This is a genomic window from Paenibacillus sp. J22P277 (assembly GCF_059383675.1).
The window spans coordinates 478924-501262 of record NZ_JBXENS010000006.1 but is presented as its reverse complement, the minus strand read 5'-3'; the positions used below and the strand labels follow the sequence as shown (position 1 = coordinate 501262).

Genomic DNA, 22339 nt, shown 5'->3' with positions numbered 1-22339 from the left:
CGGCGGCTTCATTACGTTAACGGCAGGATAATTTAATAACTGGACAGAATCTCTTATCTTGATAGGCATACACTTCTACGATTTGATGTACTGGGGAGTCGGATTAAACAGCTCTTAAGAGGAAGGGGGAGGTTAATGAAATGTATAAGCAGCTCGTAGATAAATTAGAAACCTACATCGAAGGTCAAGTAGGTGTAGATGGATTCAGCGGAACAGTACTTGTAGAGAAATCAGGCAAATGCTTACTCAGTAAAGGATGGGGACTCGCAAATCGTGAACATTTAGCCCCGAATCTTTCTGAGACTAAATTTCGAATCGGATCAATTAGTAAGCAATTTACTGCCGCAGCGATCATATTACTTCAACAAAACGGCAAATTAACTGTCAATGATAAGCTAAATAGCTTTATTACTGACTATCCAAACGGTGACAAAATTACGATACATCATCTGCTTACACACACTTCGGGTATTCCGAATTTCACCAACTTTCCGGAATACAAATCAATGTTACGTAGGTATTCTCCACCTGAATTAACACTATTTCATTTTAAAGAATTACCTCTCGATTTTGAACCAGGGGACAGATTTTATTACAGTAATTCTGGATACATATTACTTGCACGAATTGTAGAACTCATAAGTGGAGAAGACTTTAGTACCTTTCTTGAAAAATCCTTTTTTCGGCCTTTAGAAATGTATAATACGGGAAGTGACAGTTACGATTCTGTGATTCCTCATCGTGCCTCCGGCTATAAAATATGGGGAGATTTCGTACATGCTGACTTTATCGATATGTCCATTATGACTGGGGCAGGGGGGCTTTATTCTACGGTTGAGGATCTATTTCTGTGGGATACTGCCTTTTATTCAGGTGCAATTCTGTCTGAATTATCGCGAACTTCCATGATGACATCACATGTACGTGTTAACGATACTACCAGCTATGGATATGGATTGAATATCACAAATAAAGTCCTATTAAAAAATTCACTCCAGACACATAAGTTAATCGGACTTAGCGGCGGAATTGATGGGTTTATGAGTGAATATCAGAGATTTGCGGATGAAGATTTTATGATCGTTGTAATGAGCAATGTCCATCCATCACAACCGGCAACTATCTTGTATGATCTAGCACGTATTGTACTAGGTGAGGATGTTCCTACGGCTCAGAAACAAAAATTCATTGCAGTGGATGATACGTTTTATTCTTTTTATTCGGGTAGATACTCAACGAGCAATAGAAAATTCGAACCTGTAATTACCGCAGAGAGTGGAAATTTATACATATCGTATGAACCTTGGTACAAATATGAACTTAAACCTATAAAACAATTGGAGAATGACGGGACTAGCTTATTCCGAACAGTAGGGGCAGCTGGGGAACTGTTGTTTTTCCATGACGAGGTTGGCAGAGTGATTAGAGGAGAATTTCATTTGTTTGGTAAAGTAGTAGCTTTAATGCCAATTGAATAGATAATCTCATTCGATCATGAATTAAGCTAACGAGTACGATAGCACAATGCTGAAGCGCTGCCACGTGGCAGCTGAGCTAACTGAAATGGAGGGATCATATGGACATTTTTATTTATTGTGTAGGTGTGGTTCTCGTTTTAGGTGTACTCAGAATCGATGGCACGCCTAGGGGAGAATTCCTGGATCCTGTTGAGGGCGATAAAGTGTTCCGCACTCCGGGCATGCGCTTAGATATCATCCGCCGTTGGACTCGGCCCGCCAAAATCTAAGAAAACGAGCGCATTTAAGAGAAAAGCGTTTCTATAGAGGGAGGTTAACGTGAAGCTTGAAAGTATAAGGACAAAGCTAAGACGTAATCGCGATGGGTCACATCTTTAAGGAAAACAGGCATCTGATGAAACTCAAAGGGACTATGACAGAACAGTCATATCGAAAAGAGTTAACAGCGTCAAATCTCATTTGTTCAATGATATATCCATGCGTAGGCTTTTAAACATTATTGGAGAGACATATCCCGCGATGAAGACAGCGCATGTTTATCCTGGACACCTGATCAAGGTGAGGATATCATTAGCTTTCTAGTGGATACTCACTCAGTTATTAAGATTGAACTGGACCGTTATGATAAAACAATTGCTTCGATAGTCGATGTGTATCTAATTGAGGATTGAATGAAGGGACAAAGTAAAACATTTCAGATTAAAATAGCAGTAGCTTTTGACTTATGAAGTGCGTAATCAATCAAATTCCTATGATTGAAGCTAGGTTGTAAGACTGGAAAGCTAACCGACCGCCTAGAACAACTTCATATACACAGAACAGAAAGCGGCACAGTTCGGTTCCGCTTTCTTATATTGCTAGTTATGGAATGCGGAGAAAGGAATGACGAACTCCGGCAAGCCCAAGCTAGATTCCTTAAAATACGCATCCAAACCGTTGTGCTTACGTATAGGATATTATTGGAATCCGGGTTTTCGAGGGCCGCAAAAACGAAAGGGAAATACTAAATGGCTGTAATTTCAATGAATACGCGTGGCAATAAGGTGTTGGTCTAGGTAATTTGGTAAAGTGAAAAACTCATAATTGGCGGTGAACTTATCTTGGCCTCATTGAAAAGACTATTGATTGGGCGACCTCTAAAATCCGCTGAATTAGGCGATCAAAAATTAAACAAGACGAAAGCCCTTGCGATTCTATCTTCTGATGCTTTATCCTCTGTGGCTTATGGCCCGGAGCAGATTTTGTTGGTTCTGATGACAGTTAGCGCTGCCGCGTTCTGGTACACGATCCCAATTGGGATTGGCGTGTTAATTTTATTGCTGGCCCTCATTTTATCTTATCGGCAAATCATATTTGCTTACCCCCACGGCGGGGGAGCGTATGTCGTGTCTAAGGAAAATTTGGGTTTGTACCCTGGTTTAATAGCCGGCGGATCTTTATTAGTCGATTATATTTTGACAGTGGCTGTAAGTGTCTCGGCGGGCACAGACGCAATCACTTCTGCTTTTCCGAGTTTACATGAATATACGGTCATCATTGCGGTAGCTTTTGTCATCTTGATTACGTTGCTTAATTTAAGGGGCGTAACGGAGTCAGCCTCCATTTTAGCTTATCCTGTGTATTTATTTGTTTTAGCGTTATTCATCCTTATCGGAGTTGGCATTTACGATATCATTACCGGTAAGGTTCCCCCGGATCTACATACTCCCATCGGTACGCCGATTGCCGGAATAAGTTTGTTTTTGCTGCTAAGGGCGTTCTCCTCGGGAAGTTCTGCTTTAACCGGGGTCGAAGCTATTTCGAATGCGATACCGAACTTCAAGGATCCAGCTCCTAAAAATGCAGCTAAAACTTTGTTGGCCATGGGTGCTTTATTGGCCCTATTATTTTCGGGAATTGTGTACCTAGCGTACGAATATGGAATTGCTCCCAGGGCTGACGTTACGGTACTCTCACAGATCGCGGAGTCCGCCTTTGGCCGGAACGTTTTGTATTTCTTCATCCAAGGAACCACGGCATTGATCTTAATCCTTGCCGCGAATACGGGATACTCTGCGTTTCCGCTGCTTGCCGTTAACCTTGCTAAGGATAAGTTTATCCCGCGAATGTTCACGATTAGAGGGGACCGATTGGGTTACTCGAATGGCATCCTTTTTCTTGGCTTCTTTTCCATCGTTTTGATTATTGCCTTTAAGGGGAAAACGGAGCATCTTATTCCGTTATATGCCGTCGGCGTATTCATCCCCTTCACCCTTTCCCAGACGGGGATGATCGTGCGTTGGGTTCGTGAGAAACCAAAAGGTTGGATACCCAAGCTCCTTATTAACGCAACAGGAGCCTTGATTAGCTTAATCGTCTCGTGCATATTCTTTTTAACGAAGTTCCCGCAGGTTTGGCCGGTGCTTGTTTTCTTGCCGCTGATCATTTATTTGTTTCATCGGATTCGAAAACACTATGATGCTGTCGGGGAACAACTGAAACTGTCGAGCAGTGAACAAACTGTAGCGATTGAAGGTAATGTATTCATTCTGCCCGTGTCCGGCATGACGCATGTCGTTGAAAATTCCATAAACTATGCGCGATCCCTGCATGCCGAACAAATTATCGCCGTTTACGTGCCTTTCGAAAGAGAAGAAGAAAGCCTGTTTGAAGAAAAATGGAAGGAGTGGCAACCTGACTTAAGATTGGTCACGCTGCATTCTCCGTACCGAAGCATTATTCAACCATTATCCAAATTTATTGATTCCGTGCAACACAAAGCGCGCCAATCCAATTACAAGGTAACCGTACTCATTCCGCAGTTCATTCCTAAGAAAGGCTGGCATAACTTCCTTCATAATCAAACAAGTTTATTGATGCGTGCGCATTTGCTGTATCGGAAGGATGTAATCGTGACGACGGTTCCTTATCATTTGAAGAAATAGGATCAAACAGCTTTTAATGTGAGGAGATTGAAGAAGTTTCGGTGCGGTATTGATCAAGTGCCTCGAGCCAGTACATCGCGTACTGGTTCTTTTTTTGATCTTGGATGCTCGGGAGAAAGAAGTCGTGGGCGGCCGGTTCGGCCTCATGACTTCGAGGACTGGTCACCGTGCCAGATTTCGAGCGCGCAATGCGCCTCAGCGATGAGTTGATGAAGACGGAGAAGGGGAGTTGGATCTTGTTTAGTAAAAAGAAAAATACAGAGATTGAGTACGACTCTCTCTATTCTTCTTGCACATTCCTGGAGGAACTGGATGACGTTAAGCGTTATATTCATCATCCCCGTTAAAATCCCTTATACGGTTTATACACAAGAAAACTAAGCAGCCTCAGTCCTAAATAATTCCGGACAAAGGCCGCTTAATTGCGTTTAATTATTTGTACTGGCTACTTGACGGGGGGCTGTTCAAATCGCCACAGCCTTTTCTTCTCCAAGTTCCGCGTAAAATGATAATTATCGACAATCCGTCAGTTGACAGGGGATTCTTCCGATTTGGAAACAACTGACGAACGAATTTTTAATTCCGTTGGGAGCATGCAGCTGACTTCAGGAGTTCCTTTCTTGATCATTGAAAACAGCTTAGTGGCAGACACAATCCCCAAATCATAAACGGGGACTTTCACCGACGTTAGGGGAGGCGTAAGCATTTTTGAGAATGTATAGTCATTGTAGCCGATGACGGAAAGCTGGTCGGGAATGTTGATCGAAAGCTGTTTAGCGGCTTGATATACGCCAAGCGCTTTAATATCGTCGGTAGCGAAGATCGCCGTCACGTCTTGCCTGACGCATAATAGCCGAAGAGCAGCATCGTAGGCGGATTCTACGGTATGCCCGCCGTCAACGAATAAATCCTCGTCGATCTTGATATCATACTCTTGAAGCGCGGTGGATATCCCCTCAATACGGTCCAGCGAGACATAGTGATTTTTAGGCGCATGAATGCAGCCGATTTTACTGTGCCCCATACGAATCAGATACCTGCAGGCATCCAGTGAATCCTTGAAGTTATCTGTATCCACGCTGAAGATATTGTCGTAATGACTTTGCTCTACATATTTGCCGACGACGGCTACGGGGATATCGGTGTTACCTAGTGCCTTGATCAAGATATCGTCCACGCGCGAACTCAGCAAAATTACGCCTTTGATCAGCTTGTCCGCAATCATGGAAAGCGTCTTGGCTACTTCTTGTTCTTGATTGGAGCAGGACTGAAGGATGAGGTCGTACCCATGCTCTTCGGCGACTTCGCCAATGGAATTCACGATGATATTGAAATAGGGATTGTCCACCGCGAACTTGGACGAGCGGGCATAACTGATTAATATCGCATCAAATCCGTCGGAAGACAGGCTTCTGGCCAATTTGTTGGGGCGATAATTCAGTGCTTCAATCACTTCCAATACCTGTTCGCGAGCCTTTTTGGAAACGGCAGGATGGTCATTGAGCACTCTGGAAACGGTTGATACGGAAACCTTCGCAAGTGCGGCGACATCCTGGATAGTAGGCTTTGGCATGACAAAATCCTTTCATGGGAATCAAATGTTTATGGTGTCATTTTAATACGAATGACAGATAAAGTCCACTTCAGTAACAGGAAATTCCCAGTAGTCACGGGAATTTTCGAGTTAGTGTTGCAAAAGCGAGCAGGTTTGATATAATCGTGGTACCGTTTCCACGAAAGCGTTTTGAAGTGACGACAAAACTCGAGCGAAATGAGCTTCGAATGGAGGATTTCGAATCTTATTTCATAATAATTCCTCCATTATTTAAAAATCGGGTTGAAATTCGTCAATTTTCGACAACGTTTTCCGAAAGGGTTTCATTTATTTTGGTATCGGTACCAAATTAATTAGACGAAGAGGTGTGTCGACAAATGAAAAAGGTGGCAGCAGTAACGTTAGGCGCAGCGCTAATTGTTGGCGGATTGACTGGTTGCGGGAGCAACAGCAGCAATAATAATCAGTCGGATGGAAACCAAGGTACGGCAGAAAACGTGAAAATTCAATTCATGCATTCCATGGTTGAGCAGGATCGCGTGGAAATTATTCAAAAAATGATCGACGAGTTCCATACGGCTAACCCTAACATTACGGTAGAGCAAGTACCGGTTGACGAAGATTCGTACCAAACGAAGATTACGGCGCTCGGTGGAAGCGGCAAACTTCCGGAGACGATGGAGTTAACGCAAGACATGGCGAAGCTGCTCGCCAAGAATGAGTTCTTGGACCTTGATACGACCAAAACCATTATCGACGGCATTGGCGAAGATAATATTTACAAAGGTGCGCTGGACGCATTGAAGACCGAAGACGGTGCCAGCTACACGGCGGTTCCTATGGCTGGATGGGTGCAAGGGATCTTTTACAACAAGAAATTGTTCGAAGCGAAAGGATTGAAGGCGCCATCATCGTGGGCTGATATTCTCGCGGCCGCGAAAGCGTTCAATGATCCGGCCAACAAGAAATACGGCATTGCGCTGCCTACCGCGAACACCGAGTTCACGGAACAAGCCTTCTCTCAGTTTGCGCTTTCCAATGGGGCGAACGTATTTGACGAGAACGGCAAAGCGAACTTCGATACGCCGGAAATGAAAGCCGCGTTGGACTATTACAAAGAGCTGTCGCAGTATACGATGCCCGGATCTAACGATGTTCCGGAAGTGAAAGATGCCTACATGAGCGGCGCGGCGCCAATGGCAATCTATTCGACATGGATTTTGGGTTCCGTATATGACGCAGGCAAGGCGGCCGATCTGGGCTTCGTCGTTCCTTCGAACAAGGAACAAGCTGCTTTCGGCAACATTACGGGCATCGGCGTAGCAGCCGATATTGACGATGCGAAGAAAGACGCGGCAATCAAGTTCACGACATTCATGCTGAATGAAGCGAACAATGTTAAGTGGCTGCACATGTCCCCAGGCGGCATGCAGCCGATCCTGAAGAGCGTCGCAAGCAACCAGGAATATTTGAATAACGACATTCTTAAGGCCTATGCTCCAATCTCTGAAGACATCAGCGGCGCGTTCGCGAATCTGAAGCTGTTCGGAACCGTGAACGGCAAGAACTTCGCGAACATGGGCGATGTTACAAGCAAGAAGATCGTCAGCAACGCGGTATACAACAGCATTATTCAGAAGACGGACGTTGCATCCGAGCTGAAGAAAGCACAAGCGGAAATCGAAGCAATCGACTAACAAGACGCTCATTCAAAAAATCAGTAAAAAGGGGCCATCGTTTACCGGTGGCACCTTTTATGCTCATACCTTATGAGGAATAAGGAGATCATGATGGGAAAAAACAAAAAAGATGCGTTGCTTGGCTATCTCTTCTTGCTGCCAAGCATTCTGCTGATCTTGTTGCTAATCGGCTATCCCATGATTAGAAACTTGATCATCAGCTTTCAGAAGGTGCCGCTCAATCCGAAGAAAGCCGGAGAATTTATCGGTTTCGACAACTACTCGAGTATTTTGACGGATTGGGAGTTCTATAAGTCGTTCCTGCTGACGGTTGGCTTTACGGCGTTGGTCGTAATTCTTAGCACGGCCTTAGGTCTGGCGGTAGCGATTTTTTTCAATCGCAAATTTGTCTTCAAACGGGTTGTCCTGGCGCTTGTGCTCTTGCCGTATATCGTACCGTCGATTTCGGTCATTTTCGCTTGGAAATACATGTTCAACAATGTGTATGGAATTATCAACTACATTTTGGTTGACATGCTGCACATTTTCAAAGTAGCGCCGCTTTGGTTCGACGATCCCAAGTATGCCTTCGTCATCGTCGTCCTGTTCAGCGTATGGAAGTTCTTCCCGTATGCTTACTTAACGTTCTATGCCATTCTTCAGACGGTAGATAAATCTTACTACGAGTCGGCGAGCTTGGACGGAGCCGGGTTCTGGAAGAAGTTCACGCACATTACGATACCGGAAATCATGCCCGTGTTGATTACGGTCGTCACGCTTCGTACTATCTGGGTATTCTACATGTTTACCGAGGTGTACTTGTTGACCAAGCGCGTGCCTATTCTCGGCGTTTACCTGTATGACTCAGCATTCGCCGTCAATGATTTTGGCAAAGCGGCAGCCATCTCGATCTCGCTGTTCGTCGTGATATTCGCCTTTATCATGTTGCTTAGGAAGAGTGCTTTTGCCAAACAGGCTTAGGAAAGGATCCTGACATGAAAAATAAGAAAAAGATTAACAGCATCGTGTTCTATACCGTGTTGATCTTGTTTATGGCGGCAATCCTGTTTCCGTTCTTCATTATGCTGATGGTTACCCTTAAACCGTCGGCCGAAGCGATCCAGTATCCGCCGACGATATTCCCGAAACACATCACGACCGATCACATACGGGATATTTTCAATCCGAAGATCTTCCCGTTCAGAAGCTACTTTAGCAACAGCATCATCATTGCGCTGATTTCCGCGGCCGTATCCGTGCTGGCCGGCATTTTCGGCGGCTACAGCTTATCCAAGCTGCGGTTCATGGGCAGGACGACGATCAATCAAAGTTTCTATTTCGTGTATATGTTCTCCGGCATTTTGCTTGTCGTGCCGTTGTTCAAAATCATCTCTTCGCTCGGCCTGACGAATACGAGAACGGCGCTGATCATTACGATGGTCGTTCAGACGCTGCCGACATGCGTGTTTATGTTGAAGAGCTACTTCGATACGATTCCGCCTGAAATCGAAGAGGCCGGAACGGTCGATGGGCTCAACAAGGTGCAGATCGTGTATAAAATTATCGTTCCGCTATCGATAACCGGAATCGTATCGGTATTCGTATATGCGTTCATGATCGCGTGGAACGACTATTTGTTCGCATCTACCTTATTAAGTTCTTCCGAATTGTTCACGTTGCCGATCGGTTTAAATACGTTGTTCAGCACGCCTGACTACGTATGGGGCAGAATGATGGCCGCATCGCTGTTCACTTCGTTGCCGATCATCGTCTTGTATGCACTGAGCGAACGTTTCATCCAGAGCGGAGCTACAGAAGGCGGAGTAAAAGGGTAAAAAATTTATCGATCAGGTGGGAAAAACATGAAAAAGTTAGTCGCGACAGCACCTAGAACGGCAGCGTTAGTGGAATATACCGATCCCGTCGTCAAAGAGAACGAGATCAAGGCCGAGGTTATTTTCGCCTCGCCTAAGCACGGTACCGAAATCGTCGACTTTCGAGGACTCAGTCCTTTTGCGGAGGAAGAGTACAACGCAGAATGGCAAGTATTCATGCCAAGAGAAGCAGGCGCCAAGAGCGGACTCGAGTTCGGAGATATGAATCTCGGCAATATGTGGGTCGGTAAAGTATCCGAATGCGGCAGCGCGGTCACGGAATTCGCGATCGGCGATATCGTCTGCAGCTACGGCTCGATTCGGCAAACCCAAATCATCAATGCGGTTGATAACTATAAGCTGCGCAAAGTTACGCCAGGCGCTTCGTACAAAAACGCGGTCTGTTACGATCCGGCTCAATTTGCGCTGGGCGGTGTCAGGGATGCCAACGTGCGCGCAGGCGATTATGTCGCGATTATCGGTCTTGGCGCCATCGGACAAATTGCCGTTCAACTCGCGAAGCGAGCAGGCGCATCGATCGTCATCGCCATCGATCCGATTCAGGATCGCTGCGACATAGCCAAGAAACATGGGGCAGACATTACGCTGGATCCTACGAAGTGCGATGTCGGCCTTGAGCTTAAGAAACTGACGGGCAAAAAAGGCGTGGACAGCGTCATCGAAACGAGCGGACATGTCAGCTCGCTCCAAGCTTCCCTGAAGGGGCTGGCTTATGGCGGCACGATCTCTTATATCGCGTTCGGCAAGCCGTTCCCGGAAGGACTCAATTTCGGCAGAGAGGCGCACTTCAACAACGCAAAGCTGATCTTCTCCAGGGCGTCGAGCGAACCGAATCCGGATTACCCGCGTTGGGACCGCAAGCGGATCGAAGAAACATGCTGGGAATTGTTGATGAACGGATACTTGAATTGCGAAGATATCATCTATCCGGTCGTGCCATTTGAGGAATCGGCAGCGGCTTTTGAAAAATACGTAGACAGAAACCCCGAGCTGGGCATCAAAATGGGCGTACAGTTTTAGGAGGTTATGGAGATGAGATTCGGAACGCAAGATAAAGATTTCTTTCCCGTCGCCTTCGTTGAGAAATTCAAGAAAATCAAAGAACTAGGGTTCGATGCATTCGAGATCGATGGCAAGGCGCTCGTTGAGAATCTCGATCAAGTGAAAGAAGCGATCGCGCAGACGGGCGTTCAAGTCGTCACGGCATGCGGCGGTTACAGAGGCTGGATCGGCGACTTCATCGAAGAGAAGCGTCTTAACGGCGTAGAGGATCTAAAGGCGATCATCCGCGCGCTGAAGGAAGTCGGCGGCACAGGCGTCGTCGTGCCTGCGGCATGGGGGATGTTCACATTCCGGCTCCCGCCGATGGTGTCCCCTAGAAGCAGAGAAGGGGATACGAAGGCGATCCTTCAATCCCTTGCGGCGCTCGATCCGGTAGCTGCCGAGAACGGCATTCAAATTTATCTAGAACCGCTCAATCGTTACCAGGACCATATGATAAATACGATTCAGGATGCGCGCGACATCATCGAGGCGGGCCGATTCGCGAACGTGAAGATCATCGGCGACTTTTATCACATGAATATTGAAGAAGACGATATTTCGGCATCGTTCCGGAAGCACCGGGACTTGATTCGGCATGTCCATATTGCGGATAACCATCGCTTCCAGCCGGGTTCGGGCTCCATTGATTTCAAGCATCATTTCGAAACGTTGAAAAGCCTCGATTATGATGGCGATATCGTGTATGAGTGCCGGGTGCGCGGCGACAATCATTTGGAGGAGTACGCGAGGTCGATCGCCCGGATGAAGCAGCTGTACCTGTAGCCGCGTGATGGGATAGGAGAGTAATAGGATGAAGACGATTGCCATTGTCGGGACAGGCAATATTTTCGAAACGGTTCATTATCCGCAGTTCAGCAAGTACAGCGAGTTTGAGATTACGGCTATTGTCACGACAAACGAAGAAACCGGAAGAAACAAAGCGAAGCAGTATTCCATTCCTTATGCCTATACTTCGATGGAAACGATGTTGACGGAACGCAAACCCGATATTGTGGTGGTTTGCGTTCCGAACAAGTTTCACTACGAGATGGTGATGCAGGCGCTTAGGCACGGCAGTCACGTGCTGTGCGAGAAGCCGCCGGCAATCAACAGCGAGCAAGCCCGCGAGATGATGGAATTGGCCGAGGCGAACAACTTGGTGCTGGCGTATAACCTGCATCACAGGCATTCGGTCAATGCGGATTTCTTGAAAAGACAAATCGACCAAGGCAAACTTGGTCGTATTTATAACGTCAAAGTGAGCGCGTTGCGCAGACGCGGAGTGCCTGGTTGGGGAAGCTTCACCAACAAGGACATGACAGGCGGCGGACCGCTCATTGACATTGGCGTTCATATGTTGGATACGGCGCTGTATTTGATGGGCTACCCCAAAGTGACTTCGATTATGGCAAGCTCGTATCGCGAAATCGCGACGAAGAAAAACAAGGGAACCCTCGGAAGCTGGAATCCCGATACGTTCGAAGTGGAAGATGCGGTATTCGCGTTCCTGAAATTCGAGAACGGCGTTTCGCTGACCTTGGAAACTTCGTTCGCTCTGAATATGCAAGAGAAGAACGTCATGAATGTGTGGCTAAGGGGCAGCGAGGCAGGGGCTTCGGTGTTTCCGCTCGCAATATTTGGGGATGCCGAAGGGGAACTGACGGATACCGAATTCCCGTTTCTCGAAGAACGCGACAATCACGAGAGCAGCATCAAGCGTTTCTTGGCACGCATCGAGGGCAAGAGTGCGATGGTCGCGACGGCCCGTGAAGGCTACGATTTACAACGCATATTGGACGGCATCTACCAATCGGCCGAGCGGGGAGAAGTTGTGACCTATGATTAGAAACGTACCTCATGTAGACCGATTGACGGAAACCGGCTTCGACCTCGGCCATATTGGCAGAGCCGAAACATTGATGACTCAGGGTAACGGTTACCTGGGGATTAGAGGCGCTTATGAAGAGGACTATACCGGCAGCATCCGGGGATGCTACGTAGCAGGAACTTATAACAAGGACAGCGCGTTCGAAGTCGCGGAGCTGCCGAATCTCGCGGATCTGCTTCACTTTGAAATTCAGCTGGACGGAGCGGTTTTCCGGATGGACCAAGGAAAACTGCTGGCATACAACCGGTCCCTTATTTTCGATACAGGCGAGCTAATCAGAGAGATCAGATGGGAGTCTGCCGGCGGCCGCGTCTATCGTATCCTGTTCCGACGGTTCGTATCGCAGCATGAGCTGCATGCCATCGTCAGCCAAGTGGAGATTACACCGGAGTCGGCAGATTGCAAGCTGCTCGTCCAAACCGGCATTAACGGCAGAATGACGAATTCGGGCACGCAAAACATGCACGAGACGGAGAAACGCGTATTCGAGAACCGCTACATGCAGGTCACGCAGCAAACGACGCAGTCCGGAATCGACGTGATCTACGCCAGCATGCTGGAAAGCAATACGGAAGGCGGCGAAAGCAAGTTTATATCCGAGCGCAGGAAGCTGACGGAAGCCTACAAGGCGGACATCGGGCGGAGTCGTACGATCGTCATCACCAAGAAGTCGGTCGTGACGACTTCCCTGGATCGGATCTACATCGATGCATACGTTGCGGCAGAGGCAAGAACGCATAATTTGGCTATGCTCCATCGTATGGCGGAGAAGAGCTATGCGGAGCTGCTGAAAGAGAGCACGGATGCTCGCCGACTGGGATCGGGCATTACGATCGATAGCGCGCATAATTTTGATCAACTGGCGATTAACTTCGCGGCCTACCACTTGAGTATCATGGCGCCGGCGCACGACAACCGATTCTCGATCGGAGCGAAGGGCTTGACCGGGGAAGGCTACAAAGCGCATGTATTCTGGGATACGGAAATTTTCATGCTGCCGTACTTCCTCTACAACCATCCGCAAACCGCCAAGAAGCTGCTTGAATATCGGTACGGCGTATTGGAGAAGGCGAAGGAAAAAGCGCTGCGCAATGGTTATGAAGGCACGTTGTACCCGTGGGAAAGCGCGCTGACGGGCGAAGAGGAAACGCCCGAGTTCGCAGCGATGAACATTAAGACGGGTACGAGAGAACGCGTGCATTCCGCTGACAAGGAGCATCACATTGTCGCGGATATCGCTTATAGCGTACTGGAATACGAGAAAGCGACAGAGGATCGGGCATTCATGCAGGCAATGGGCGTCGAGATGCTCATGGAAGCCTCGCGTTTCTGGGTGAGCAGGGCCGATAAAAGCAAGCGACCCTATTCGATTACGAATATTATCGGGCCCGACGAGTATACCGAGCATATCGACAACAATGCATATACCAACTATTTGGTACGCGAAGTGGTCTCGAAGACGCTCGAGAAGATGGCGGAATACGGAACGGACAAACGCGATGAAGCATCCTTTCGCGATTTCGTCGAACATCTGTATGTGCCGCAGCCGACGGAAGCCGGCGTTATCCCGCAAGATGACAGCTTCCTGTCGAAACCGATCATCGATTTGGAGAAGTACCGGGCGGCACCGGGCAAACAGCTCATTTTGCAAGATTATACGCGTGCCGAAGTGGTTGACATGCAAATTCTGAAGCAAGCCGATGCGGTGATGCTGCTCTACATCCTGCCGGAATTGTTCGACACGCAGGTAGCCGAAGCGACTTGGAATTATTATGAACCGAAGACGATTCATGATTCCTCGCTGAGCATGTGCATGCACAGCATCGTGGCGCTGCAGTTCGGCGAAGCGGACAAGTCGTATGCGTGTTTCGAGAAAGGCGCGCGCATCGATTTGGGGGAACATGCCCATTGTACGGACGGCATTCATGCCGCATCGCTTGGCGCCGTCTACTTATCCGTCGTTGCGGGATTCGGCGGCGTGTCGGTAACGGAGAACGGGCTGCGGATTCGCCCGCAGTTGCCGGCAGCGTGGAGCGGGCTTCGTTTCCCGTTCGTCTATCGGAATGAACGGATGTGGTTCGCAATCGACAAGAACCGTATTCATGTAGAGAGAAGCGGCGACTCCGAAACGCCTCTGTCCATCACGTGCAACGGGCGGACGTACGTATCGCGAGGCGCGGAGCATTCGCTGGAAATCGAATATAGTTAGGAGCACGGAGGGAAAACCATGCAGAACAAGATTAAACAGATCTATGGAGACAAAGCTCCTGAAGTCATGCAAGGCATCGAGCGGTTGCTCGCGAAGTACAAGGGCGGGAAGCCGAAGAAGTCATGGGTTACGGAAGACGAGGTCATGCTGATCACGTATGGCGACAGCGTGAGCAGCCCCGGCGAAATGCCGCTCCGGACGTTGGACGATTTTCTGACGAACGACGTGAATAGCGGCGTGACCGCCGTGCACATTTTACCTTGTTTTCCGTATACGTCCGACGACGGTTTCTCGGTCATCGACTATCGCGTTATCGATCCGAGCTTAGGCGACTGGGGCGATATCGAGAAACTCGGATCTCGCTTTGACCTGATGCTGGATGCCGTTGTCAACCATGCATCGGCAAGCAGCCCATGGTTCAAGGGCTTCCTGCAGGACGATGAGCGATATAAAGAATATTTCATCGTGGCGGACCCGGCGCTCGATTATTCGTCCGTGACCAGACCGAGAGCGCTGCCGCTGCTGACGGAAGTGGAGACGCCGTCAGGCAAGAAGCATGTTTGGACGACGTTCAGCGCGGATCAGATCGATTTGAACTTCGAATCGCCTCAGGTATTGCTCGAGATTCTTGATATCTTGGCGATGTACGCGCATAACGGTTCCAGATTCATTCGACTGGATGCGATCGGCTTCATGTATAAGAAGCTAGGCACGACGTGCATGCATCTGGACGAGACGCATATGCTCGTTCAAGTCATGCGGGAGTTCCTGGACATTGCGGCTCCGGGGACGATCCTCATTACCGAGACGAACGTTCCGCATAAGGATAACATCAGTTACTTTGGGGACGGCAACGAAGCGCATATGGTTTATCAATTCCCGCTGCCTCCGCTTACGTTGTTCTCGTTCTACAAACAGAATGCCCGCAAGTTGATGGACTGGGCGAACTCCTTGGAGCCGACGTCCGGACATACATCATTCTTTAATTTCTTGGCATCTCATGACGGCATTGGCATGAGACCAACGGAAGGGATTCTGACGTTGGAAGAGCGCGACATGATGGTTCAGAACGTGCTTGGACGCGGCGGATTCGTGAATTTCAGAGACAATGGGGACGGTACGAAGAGCCCTTACGAGCTCAACATTAACTACATGGATGCACTTACGGAACCTGGGGCTTCCGATGCGGAAAGAGCAAAGCGGTCGCTCGCTGCCCATGCGATTCTGCTCTCCCTCGCCGGCGTGCCTGCCGTTTATATCCATAGCTTGTTAGGGTCACGGAACGATCGCCAAGCCGCGCTCGATTCGGGTATCAACCGCCGGATTAACCGGGCGAAGCTGGACAAGCAAACCGTATGCGAAGAGCTCCAAGCGGATACGCTGCGCAAATCGGTATTCGAGCAAATGAGCGCATTGATCCGCACTCGCCGCGCCCAATCCGCATTCGCTCCGCAAGCCGCGCAGCAAGTCGTTTACTTGGATGATCGAATCTTCTCCATTCGCAGAACCAATGAAGAGACCGGACAACAAATTCTGGTGCTGGTCAACGTATCGGATGAAGAAGTGTCCGTAGATACGGGCATTAAAGGTACGGATCTCATTACGGGTCAAGCGGTTGACGGTGTCCTCGTCATGAAACCATGCGGCTACCACTGGGTGGGAGTTGCCTCCAAGTGAACGCGTTAAGAGTGCAAGCGCACCGGATTATCGAGGGTTCGATCAAGGCCGTTTTGCCGGAAGCCGCAGTCATCAAGGCGCTTCGCGACAGACCGATTACGAAGCAAGCCGTCGTGGTGGCGATCGGCAAAGCGGCGTGGAATATGGCGCATGCGGCAGAGCAAGTATTAGGCGACGGCATCCGGCAAGGAATCGTCATCACCAAATACGAGCATTCGAAGGGACCGATCGAACGCTTCGAAATTATCGAAGCGGGACATCCGATTCCGGACGAGAATTCGATACTCGGCACGACAAAGGTGCTGCAGCTCGTTGACGGCTTATCCCCCGAGGAGGAAGTTATTTTTCTGATCTCTGGCGGCGGCTCGGCTTTGTTCGAGAAACCGCTCGGGAACCTTACGTTGCAGGATATGATGGAGGTTACGGAGCGCTTGCTATTCTCGGGTGCCGATATCGCCCTGGTCAATGTCGTTCGCAAGCATTTATCGGCGGTGAAAGGAGGACGGTTCGCGAAATTATGCGAGCCGGCTTCTATCTTCGCCATCGTCTTGTCCGACGTGGTAGGCGACCGTCTGGACGCGATTGCTTCCGGACCGGCTTGCGCCGACCCCTCCACTTCGGAGGAAGCGCTCGAAATCGTCAAAACCTATAAGCTTGAATTCGGCCCGACTGTCCTTGAAGCATTGAAGCAAGAAACGCCCAAGCAGATCGATAATTGCAAGACGGTCGTTACGGGAAGCGTGAAGTATTTGTGCGAAGCGGCGGCTGCCGAGGCTGAACGGTCCGGCTACCGACCGTACATTCTTGCTTCAACCTTAACAGGCGAAGCCAGGGAGATCGGGAAGATGATGGCTGCGATCGGGAGAGAAATCGCGGGCGGTTCGGCATATGGATTCCAGAAGCCCTGCGCGATTATTGCCGGCGGCGAAACCGTTGTAAAAGTAACGGGCAGCGGCAAGGGCGGGCGCAACCAAGAGGTGGCTCTCGCGGCGGCTTTGGAGCTTGACGGGGTGGATGACATGGTGCTCTTTTCCCTTGGGTCGGACGGCACCGATGGCCCGACGGATGCTGCCGGAGGCATCATTGATGGCGGGACGATCGCAAGGATGAAAGCGAGCGGGGTCGATCCGCTTCGGCATCTGACGAACAATGACGCTTACCATGCGCTGCAAGCGAGCGGCGATTTAATTCGAATCGGTGCCACGGGCACGAACGTGAACGATGTCATCGTGCTACTTTGCAAATGAGAGGGTGTTTCGGATGAATGTCCAAGGCGTTATATTTGATCTGGATGGCGTAATCGTAAGCACGGATCATTTTCATTATAGGGGTTGGAAGAAAATCGCGGATGAAGAAGGCATTCCATTCAACGAAACGATCAATAACCGTCTTCGCGGCGTCAGCCGCATGGAAAGCTTGGCGATCATCTTGGAGCGAGCCGACAAGAGCTACTCCGAAGAGGAGAAAGTCGCATTAGCGAGCAAAAAGAATGGGTACTACGTAGAATATCTGTCCGATTTGAATGCCTCCTATATTATTGACGGCGTTCAAGAGGTGTTATCCGGCTTAAAGGATCGAAATATTAAGATCGCAATCGGCTCCTCAAGCAGAAACGCCAAGCTGATCCTGGAGAAAATCGGGCTGCTCCACGCGTTCGACGCGATTGCCGACGGCAGCGATATTAAGAATAGCAAGCCGGATCCGGAAGTCTTTTTGCTGGCTGCTAGGAAGCTTGGGCTGGAGCCTGCACAATGTGCGGTCGTAGAAGACGCGATTTCCGGCATTGATGCTGCCCATGCAGCCAACATGATCAGTATCGGGGTCAGTGATGCCAAGGAGTATGATAAAGCAGATTATCGGTTAGACGATGTAGGGGAACTCCTTTCTCTACTAAGTTAAGCCTCAAAACATGTCGTAAGTTTTACTTGCATGCAATTAATCCTGCTTGGCTATTCTCGGCCAGCAGGTTTTTTTGCTATACGGCTGTTTGATTACAAAAGACCCGGCTGGGACTACCGTATCGTACCGGAGGCGCTAGACAAACGGGTATGGGCGGTTTAATGGAAGAGCAGTCAACAGAAAGAACAGCCAGAGGAAAGAAAGCGTACAGCAAAAAACCAAACGGACGGCAGCGGCAATAAGAATACTGAAAGACGAGCGCCCCGGATATCGCATCCCGATATCCGGGGCGCTGGAGGAAAGATGGAGAGGTTATTTGTGTCTAGCGGAAGATTTAACGATTTTGGAAGCGAATCCTTGGTTGATCGACCTGCTTGCATACAACCTTAAAGGAATACTCGGTTGTCAATTTGAGTCGATTCTGACGCATTCCAGCGCCGTGTTTCTCCATATATATTTTCAAACGATTATGAAGCTTCAGGGAAAAGTCGAAAACTTGTGAAATCCGCCATTTGCGCGGATTTTTTATGTTATGAAAGACAATGCATCGCCTTATTGTACGGCGAGGTTTTCGAAATCATCGGACTCGAATTGAACGTGCTAAGAGAGGTCTATCTTCAATCTGGACAGCGTTTTTGCTAACGCATAAAAATACATTGATATCAGGGCTTAAATTGAATATGCACTTTATTCCGCCGGGTATAATACCCGTGGGGGTGACTTACAATGAAATGCGTTTACTGTGAAAACATCCAACAAATCAAAGGGATGAATCATAAATGCTACATCTGCTCGATAATCAAACGCAAGCAGTAAAGAGGTGCATTATTTAAATGTTAACGAAATTTACTACCAAAAAGCTTTCTAGTGTTCGATTCTCCCCACTCGCAACGTTATCAGTTAGACCATGTCGCAATGTATGAAGAAATGAGGCTATGGTAGCATGGTTAAACGATTCTGATGCTAATTCTAACTCGCCTAGCTGGAATCTGTAAGGCATACGAGTGAAAAAAGTCATTGAGCTAACGGGAAACGATAGTCCAACGAAAAAAGGAGGAGCAGATGCCGCGGCAGCTTGCTCCTCCTTGTCATTGAAGTAACGGGCAAGAAGCACAATATACGGGAAGTAGCTTAATAAATAGCGTAGTTTTAGTTTACAGAGTCGATATAAAAGAAAAGCTTTCAGGTAAAGTTATTAAACCCGATGCCAAGATAATTGTTTCAAAACTTAACCCTAACGAAAAGCTCACTTTTGCTGATTTGTCTCTTCCAATCAATACTCCGATACAAGTAGCTATAACATGGACCGAGGTAAATACCGTTTCTAACGAAGATGGTACTTTTCAGATATCATTGATTCCTGATGAAATAGCATCTTAATAAATAGATGTAGCGTAGCTGATACTCAACTAATGGATTACGATAGCTTAATTAACAACTATGACGAAGCTGCCGGCAAAATCGGCGGCTTCATTACGTTAACAGGGCAGGATAGTTCAAAGACTACGCGAATACCTTAAGTCAGAGTGAATTTATGAAGTACGCAAAGTATCACATGCCGCCAAAGATAATAAAGGAGATAAATCAATGAGAAGTTTTTATTTTTATCTTTTGGTAGTGTTCCTCATCTTTTTAACAGGCTGTTCATCGAAAGCGGATACTCAATTTAATGATAATGATATTAAGATTAGTTTGTTGAATCAGGAAACAAATGATCAATTTAGAGCTTATTCAATTGAAGTAAAGAATACAGGTGAATTGGAGATTAAATATTTGGATTTTTATTTGTACTATCCTGTAATCACGATGAACGGTTCTAAAGGGAATCCATTTAAAATTGAAGGTAAGACTGACGGTGGCAAACAAATAAATCTTAAATCAGGAGAGGAAATTACTTACGAAATATTTGCACCGATAAAAGAGGTGTTTGGAAATTCAAAGTTATTAGACTTTAATAGTCCACAAGTTCAACTAAAGGGGATGGTGCAACAAGGGAAAGCGGAGATACCTTTTTCAATGAGCGGGGGATATCTAGATATGAAGTAATTTTGTTTAATTATACAAAGAGGAGCCTCTAATGGAGCGATATTGGTGAGAGGAGAGGTTGTTCGTGAAAATTTCAATCCTTGGATTATTTGCCTCTATCAGCTGTATATTTTTATGTGCAATATTTTTGTACTGGAATCCCTATTCCGATACCCCGCCGAACGATAGAACGATAAAAATCTTTTATTCAATGTTGATACTTCCTGCATTTATAGGTATTATTGCTGCTTTCTTTAAAAGTCGAATCTTGATGTATATCGTGCTCATCTGGTCGCTTCCTTGTAGTCTTTACCTAGCAATAGCGAGCATTCCGAGTTTATGGAACTTCTTTGGAGTAGTTCTTATTTTATATCTCATTTCAGCAATCTTGATGAAGAAAACAGTTAGTATTTAAACCATTTTGTTAAGCTAACGGGTACGATAGCTATTGCAATACGCGAAGGCAGTCCGTCGGAAACGATCGGCTGCCTTCGCTTAGTGCTGAATAATATATCGATATCATCTAATAGGAGGGCGAAAACTCTATATAGAGGGCATTGAAATACTGCATTTTGGTGGATGAGCATGGAATAGTGCGTGAAATCGGAGGGCAATTGTCATATAAGACAGGAGAGAAATGGATAAAGCAATGGTCTGAACTATAATGAGCGAAGGCTAACCAATTAATTCGGTATGCGCGTCGTTAGAAAAGGAGGAGGTTACTTTAATGGAATTTTTTCTTTTTAGCGCAGTATACCTGGTGCCGTTATTTAGTTTTCTATTTGTAGTTACTTTACTGAAGGCCATTGAAAAAATAGTAAATAAAATACGTTACGGCACAGAGATGTTTTGGAGTGGCGTCTTTTTTTCCTTGGCAATGTGGTCAATTAGCGTATCATCATCGTTGAACTAACGGGTACGAGATAGCTCAATCAATGACACGACGGTAGCCGGCTTAAGAACAATCGGCTGCCTCGTTGCGCTAACGGGCAGTTCAGCGAAACTATCCAAGTATTGGAAGCGTAAAATGCGTAGTATGGTATTTCTGCGAAAGAGGGGGATTGAAGGTACCGCCCTTCGGGGGAGATCGTTAAGGGAGGCCGCGATGAACGAGACCGCATTTGACGAACCATTATTTGCAAGCGTGAAGCCGGGCTTAACCTCGTTCTGTTACCGAATGCTAGGCTCCATGGACGATGCGGACGATGCCGTTCAGGAGACGAGTATTCGGGTCTGGCAGAGCTGGAGCACGTTCAGACAGGATTCCTCGTTCAAAACATGGGTCTATCGGATTGCCTCCAACCTGTGCTTGGACAAGCTGAGACAATCCAAAGGCCGTGCGCTTCCCGTTGACCTGTTCGACCCGGCCGTCGCCATCGTCGAGCCGCGCGATACGCTGCCGGACTCTGCCTGGATCTGGCCGTCTCCCGACTTTGGGGGCAATCCGGAGGATCGGCTCGTCCGCAGAGATACCCTTCAACTGTGCTTCATCGCTCTCCTGCAGACCTTGCCTCCGCGGCAGCGCGCGGTATTCATTTTGAAGGATGTATTTGAATGGTCCTCCAAGCAGATCGCGGAAACGTTGGCGATGTCGCCGGTAGCGGTGAACAGCGCCTTGCAAAGAGCCAGAGAGACGATGGACCGGGCGCAGCTTCGCTCGGATGAGCTCAGCAGCATGGACGTTCAACCGGAGCAGCAGCTGCTGTCCCGGTATGTGGAGGCCTTCGAGAAATTCGATATTGCTGCGCTCGTCGCGTTGTTCCACGAGGAAGGCTGCATGTCGATGCCGCCCTTCGAGATGTGGATCCGCGGCAAGGAAGATTTGTCCGCCTTCTATTCGCTTACTCGCTGGCATTGCGAAGGTTCGCGATTTGTGCCCATTACGGTGAATGGCGGTTATCCGGCGTTGGCCCAGTATATGCCGGGCAAAGAGGGCTCTAGCCTGGTACCTTGGGGCATCCATGTCATCGAAATCAAAGAAAATCAAATCCTGCACGTTCAAAACTTCATTCATACGCCATTATTTTCGCGATTTGGGCTGCCTGAGCGAATTAACCAATGAATTT

The 22339-nt window shown here is 47.9% G+C and carries 16 protein-coding genes; 15 read left to right on the top strand and 1 reads right to left on the bottom strand.

Annotated elements, in window-relative coordinates:
• The first annotated feature begins 140 nt into the window (after positions 1–140).
• From AC50YL_RS22940 to AC50YL_RS22930, 3 genes are all read left to right on the top strand, one after another.
• Positions 141–1478: a serine hydrolase domain-containing protein gene (locus AC50YL_RS22940; protein ID WP_494834971.1), complete on the top strand. Its 1338-nt coding sequence runs from the start codon at positions 141–143 to the stop codon at positions 1476–1478.
• A 98-nt stretch (positions 1479–1576) separates the two neighbouring features.
• Positions 1577–1747, top strand: coding sequence for a hypothetical protein (locus AC50YL_RS22935; RefSeq protein ID WP_494834970.1), 171 nt, complete (start codon positions 1577–1579; stop codon positions 1745–1747).
• Positions 1748–2575: 828 nt separating this feature from the next.
• Complete coding sequence (locus tag AC50YL_RS22930) at positions 2576–4402, top strand: APC family permease (protein WP_494835291.1); 1827 nt, start codon at positions 2576–2578, stop codon at positions 4400–4402.
• Between the two features lie 526 nt (positions 4403–4928).
• On the opposite strand, the gene AC50YL_RS22925 is transcribed toward AC50YL_RS22930, so the two are convergent.
• Complete coding sequence (locus AC50YL_RS22925; RefSeq protein WP_494834969.1) at positions 4929–5975, bottom strand: LacI family DNA-binding transcriptional regulator; 1047 nt, start codon at positions 5973–5975, stop codon at positions 4929–4931.
• Between the two features lie 521 nt (positions 5976–6496).
• Between AC50YL_RS22925 and AC50YL_RS22920 the strand changes: the two genes are divergently transcribed.
• The 12 genes from AC50YL_RS22920 (at position 6497) to AC50YL_RS22865 (ending at position 22335) form a co-directional block, all read left to right on the top strand.
• Complete coding sequence (locus AC50YL_RS22920; RefSeq protein WP_494834968.1) at positions 6497–7654, top strand: ABC transporter substrate-binding protein; 1158 nt, start codon at positions 6497–6499, stop codon at positions 7652–7654.
• 93 nt (positions 7655–7747) lie between these two features.
• Positions 7748–8617: a carbohydrate ABC transporter permease gene (locus tag AC50YL_RS22915; protein ID WP_494835289.1), complete on the top strand. Its 870-nt coding sequence runs from the start codon at positions 7748–7750 to the stop codon at positions 8615–8617.
• 14 nt (positions 8618–8631) lie between these two features.
• Positions 8632–9471, top strand: coding sequence for a carbohydrate ABC transporter permease (locus AC50YL_RS22910; protein ID WP_494834967.1), 840 nt, complete (start codon positions 8632–8634; stop codon positions 9469–9471).
• Positions 9472–9498: 27 nt separating this feature from the next.
• Positions 9499–10551 carry a zinc-dependent alcohol dehydrogenase gene (locus AC50YL_RS22905; protein WP_494834965.1) on the top strand — a complete coding sequence of 351 codons (1053 nt, stop codon included), beginning with the start codon at positions 9499–9501 and terminating at the stop codon, positions 10549–10551.
• A 12-nt stretch (positions 10552–10563) separates the two neighbouring features.
• Positions 10564–11358 (top strand): sugar phosphate isomerase/epimerase family protein, encoded by a 795-nt coding sequence (locus AC50YL_RS22900; protein WP_494834964.1) that lies wholly within the window; start codon positions 10564–10566, stop codon positions 11356–11358.
• A gap of 28 nt (positions 11359–11386) precedes the next feature.
• On the top strand, positions 11387–12421 hold the full coding sequence (locus tag AC50YL_RS22895) for a Gfo/Idh/MocA family protein (RefSeq protein WP_494834963.1): 1035 nt from the start codon (positions 11387–11389) through the stop codon (positions 12419–12421).
• The gene (locus tag AC50YL_RS22890) at positions 12414–14672 is read left to right on the top strand and encodes a glycoside hydrolase family 65 protein (protein WP_494834961.1); all 2259 of its coding nucleotides are present in this window, start codon (positions 12414–12416) and stop codon (positions 14670–14672) included. The genes AC50YL_RS22895 and AC50YL_RS22890 overlap by 8 nt, the downstream gene beginning before the upstream one ends.
• 18 nt (positions 14673–14690) lie before the next feature.
• Entirely contained in the window at positions 14691–16349 is a 1659-nt protein-coding gene (locus AC50YL_RS22885; protein ID WP_494834960.1) for an alpha-amylase family glycosyl hydrolase, read from the top strand.
• Positions 16346–17596, top strand: coding sequence for a glycerate kinase type-2 family protein (locus AC50YL_RS22880; RefSeq protein WP_494834958.1), 1251 nt, complete (start codon positions 16346–16348; stop codon positions 17594–17596). The genes AC50YL_RS22885 and AC50YL_RS22880 overlap by 4 nt, the downstream gene beginning before the upstream one ends.
• 13 nt (positions 17597–17609) lie before the next feature.
• Positions 17610–18248 (top strand): beta-phosphoglucomutase, encoded by a 639-nt coding sequence (pgmB, locus tag AC50YL_RS22875; protein WP_494834957.1) that lies wholly within the window; start codon positions 17610–17612, stop codon positions 18246–18248.
• Between the two features lie 1587 nt (positions 18249–19835).
• Positions 19836–20294, top strand: a complete 459-nt coding sequence (locus AC50YL_RS22870; protein WP_494834955.1) for a hypothetical protein — start codon at positions 19836–19838, stop codon at positions 20292–20294.
• Positions 20295–21378: 1084 nt separating this feature from the next.
• Positions 21379–22335, top strand: a complete 957-nt coding sequence (locus AC50YL_RS22865) for a sigma-70 family RNA polymerase sigma factor (RefSeq protein WP_494834954.1) — start codon at positions 21379–21381, stop codon at positions 22333–22335.
• Positions 22336–22339 lie beyond the last annotated feature (4 nt).

Bases quoted from the DNA above. Each gene is read 5' to 3' on its own strand.
- AC50YL_RS22940 (WP_494834971.1), top strand. From the start codon at position 141: ATGTATAAGCAGCTCGTAGATAAATTAGAAACCTACATCGAAGGTCAA.
- AC50YL_RS22935 (WP_494834970.1), top strand. From the start codon at position 1,577: ATGGACATTTTTATTTATTGTGTAGGTGTGGTTCTCGTTTTAGGTGTA.
- AC50YL_RS22925 (WP_494834969.1), bottom strand. From the start codon at position 5,975: ATGCCAAAGCCTACTATCCAGGATGTCGCCGCACTTGCGAAGGTTTCC.
- AC50YL_RS22915 (WP_494835289.1), top strand. From the start codon at position 7,748: ATGGGAAAAAACAAAAAAGATGCGTTGCTTGGCTATCTCTTCTTGCTG.
- AC50YL_RS22910 (WP_494834967.1), top strand. From the start codon at position 8,632: ATGAAAAATAAGAAAAAGATTAACAGCATCGTGTTCTATACCGTGTTG.
- AC50YL_RS22905 (WP_494834965.1), top strand. From the start codon at position 9,499: ATGAAAAAGTTAGTCGCGACAGCACCTAGAACGGCAGCGTTAGTGGAA.
- AC50YL_RS22900 (WP_494834964.1), top strand. From the start codon at position 10,564: ATGAGATTCGGAACGCAAGATAAAGATTTCTTTCCCGTCGCCTTCGTT.
- AC50YL_RS22895 (WP_494834963.1), top strand. From the start codon at position 11,387: ATGAAGACGATTGCCATTGTCGGGACAGGCAATATTTTCGAAACGGTT.
- AC50YL_RS22890 (WP_494834961.1), top strand. From the start codon at position 12,414: ATGATTAGAAACGTACCTCATGTAGACCGATTGACGGAAACCGGCTTC.
- AC50YL_RS22885 (WP_494834960.1), top strand. From the start codon at position 14,691: ATGCAGAACAAGATTAAACAGATCTATGGAGACAAAGCTCCTGAAGTC.
- pgmB (WP_494834957.1), top strand. From the start codon at position 17,610: ATGAATGTCCAAGGCGTTATATTTGATCTGGATGGCGTAATCGTAAGC.
- AC50YL_RS22870 (WP_494834955.1), top strand. From the start codon at position 19,836: ATGAGAAGTTTTTATTTTTATCTTTTGGTAGTGTTCCTCATCTTTTTA.
- AC50YL_RS22865 (WP_494834954.1), top strand. From the start codon at position 21,379: ATGAACGAGACCGCATTTGACGAACCATTATTTGCAAGCGTGAAGCCG.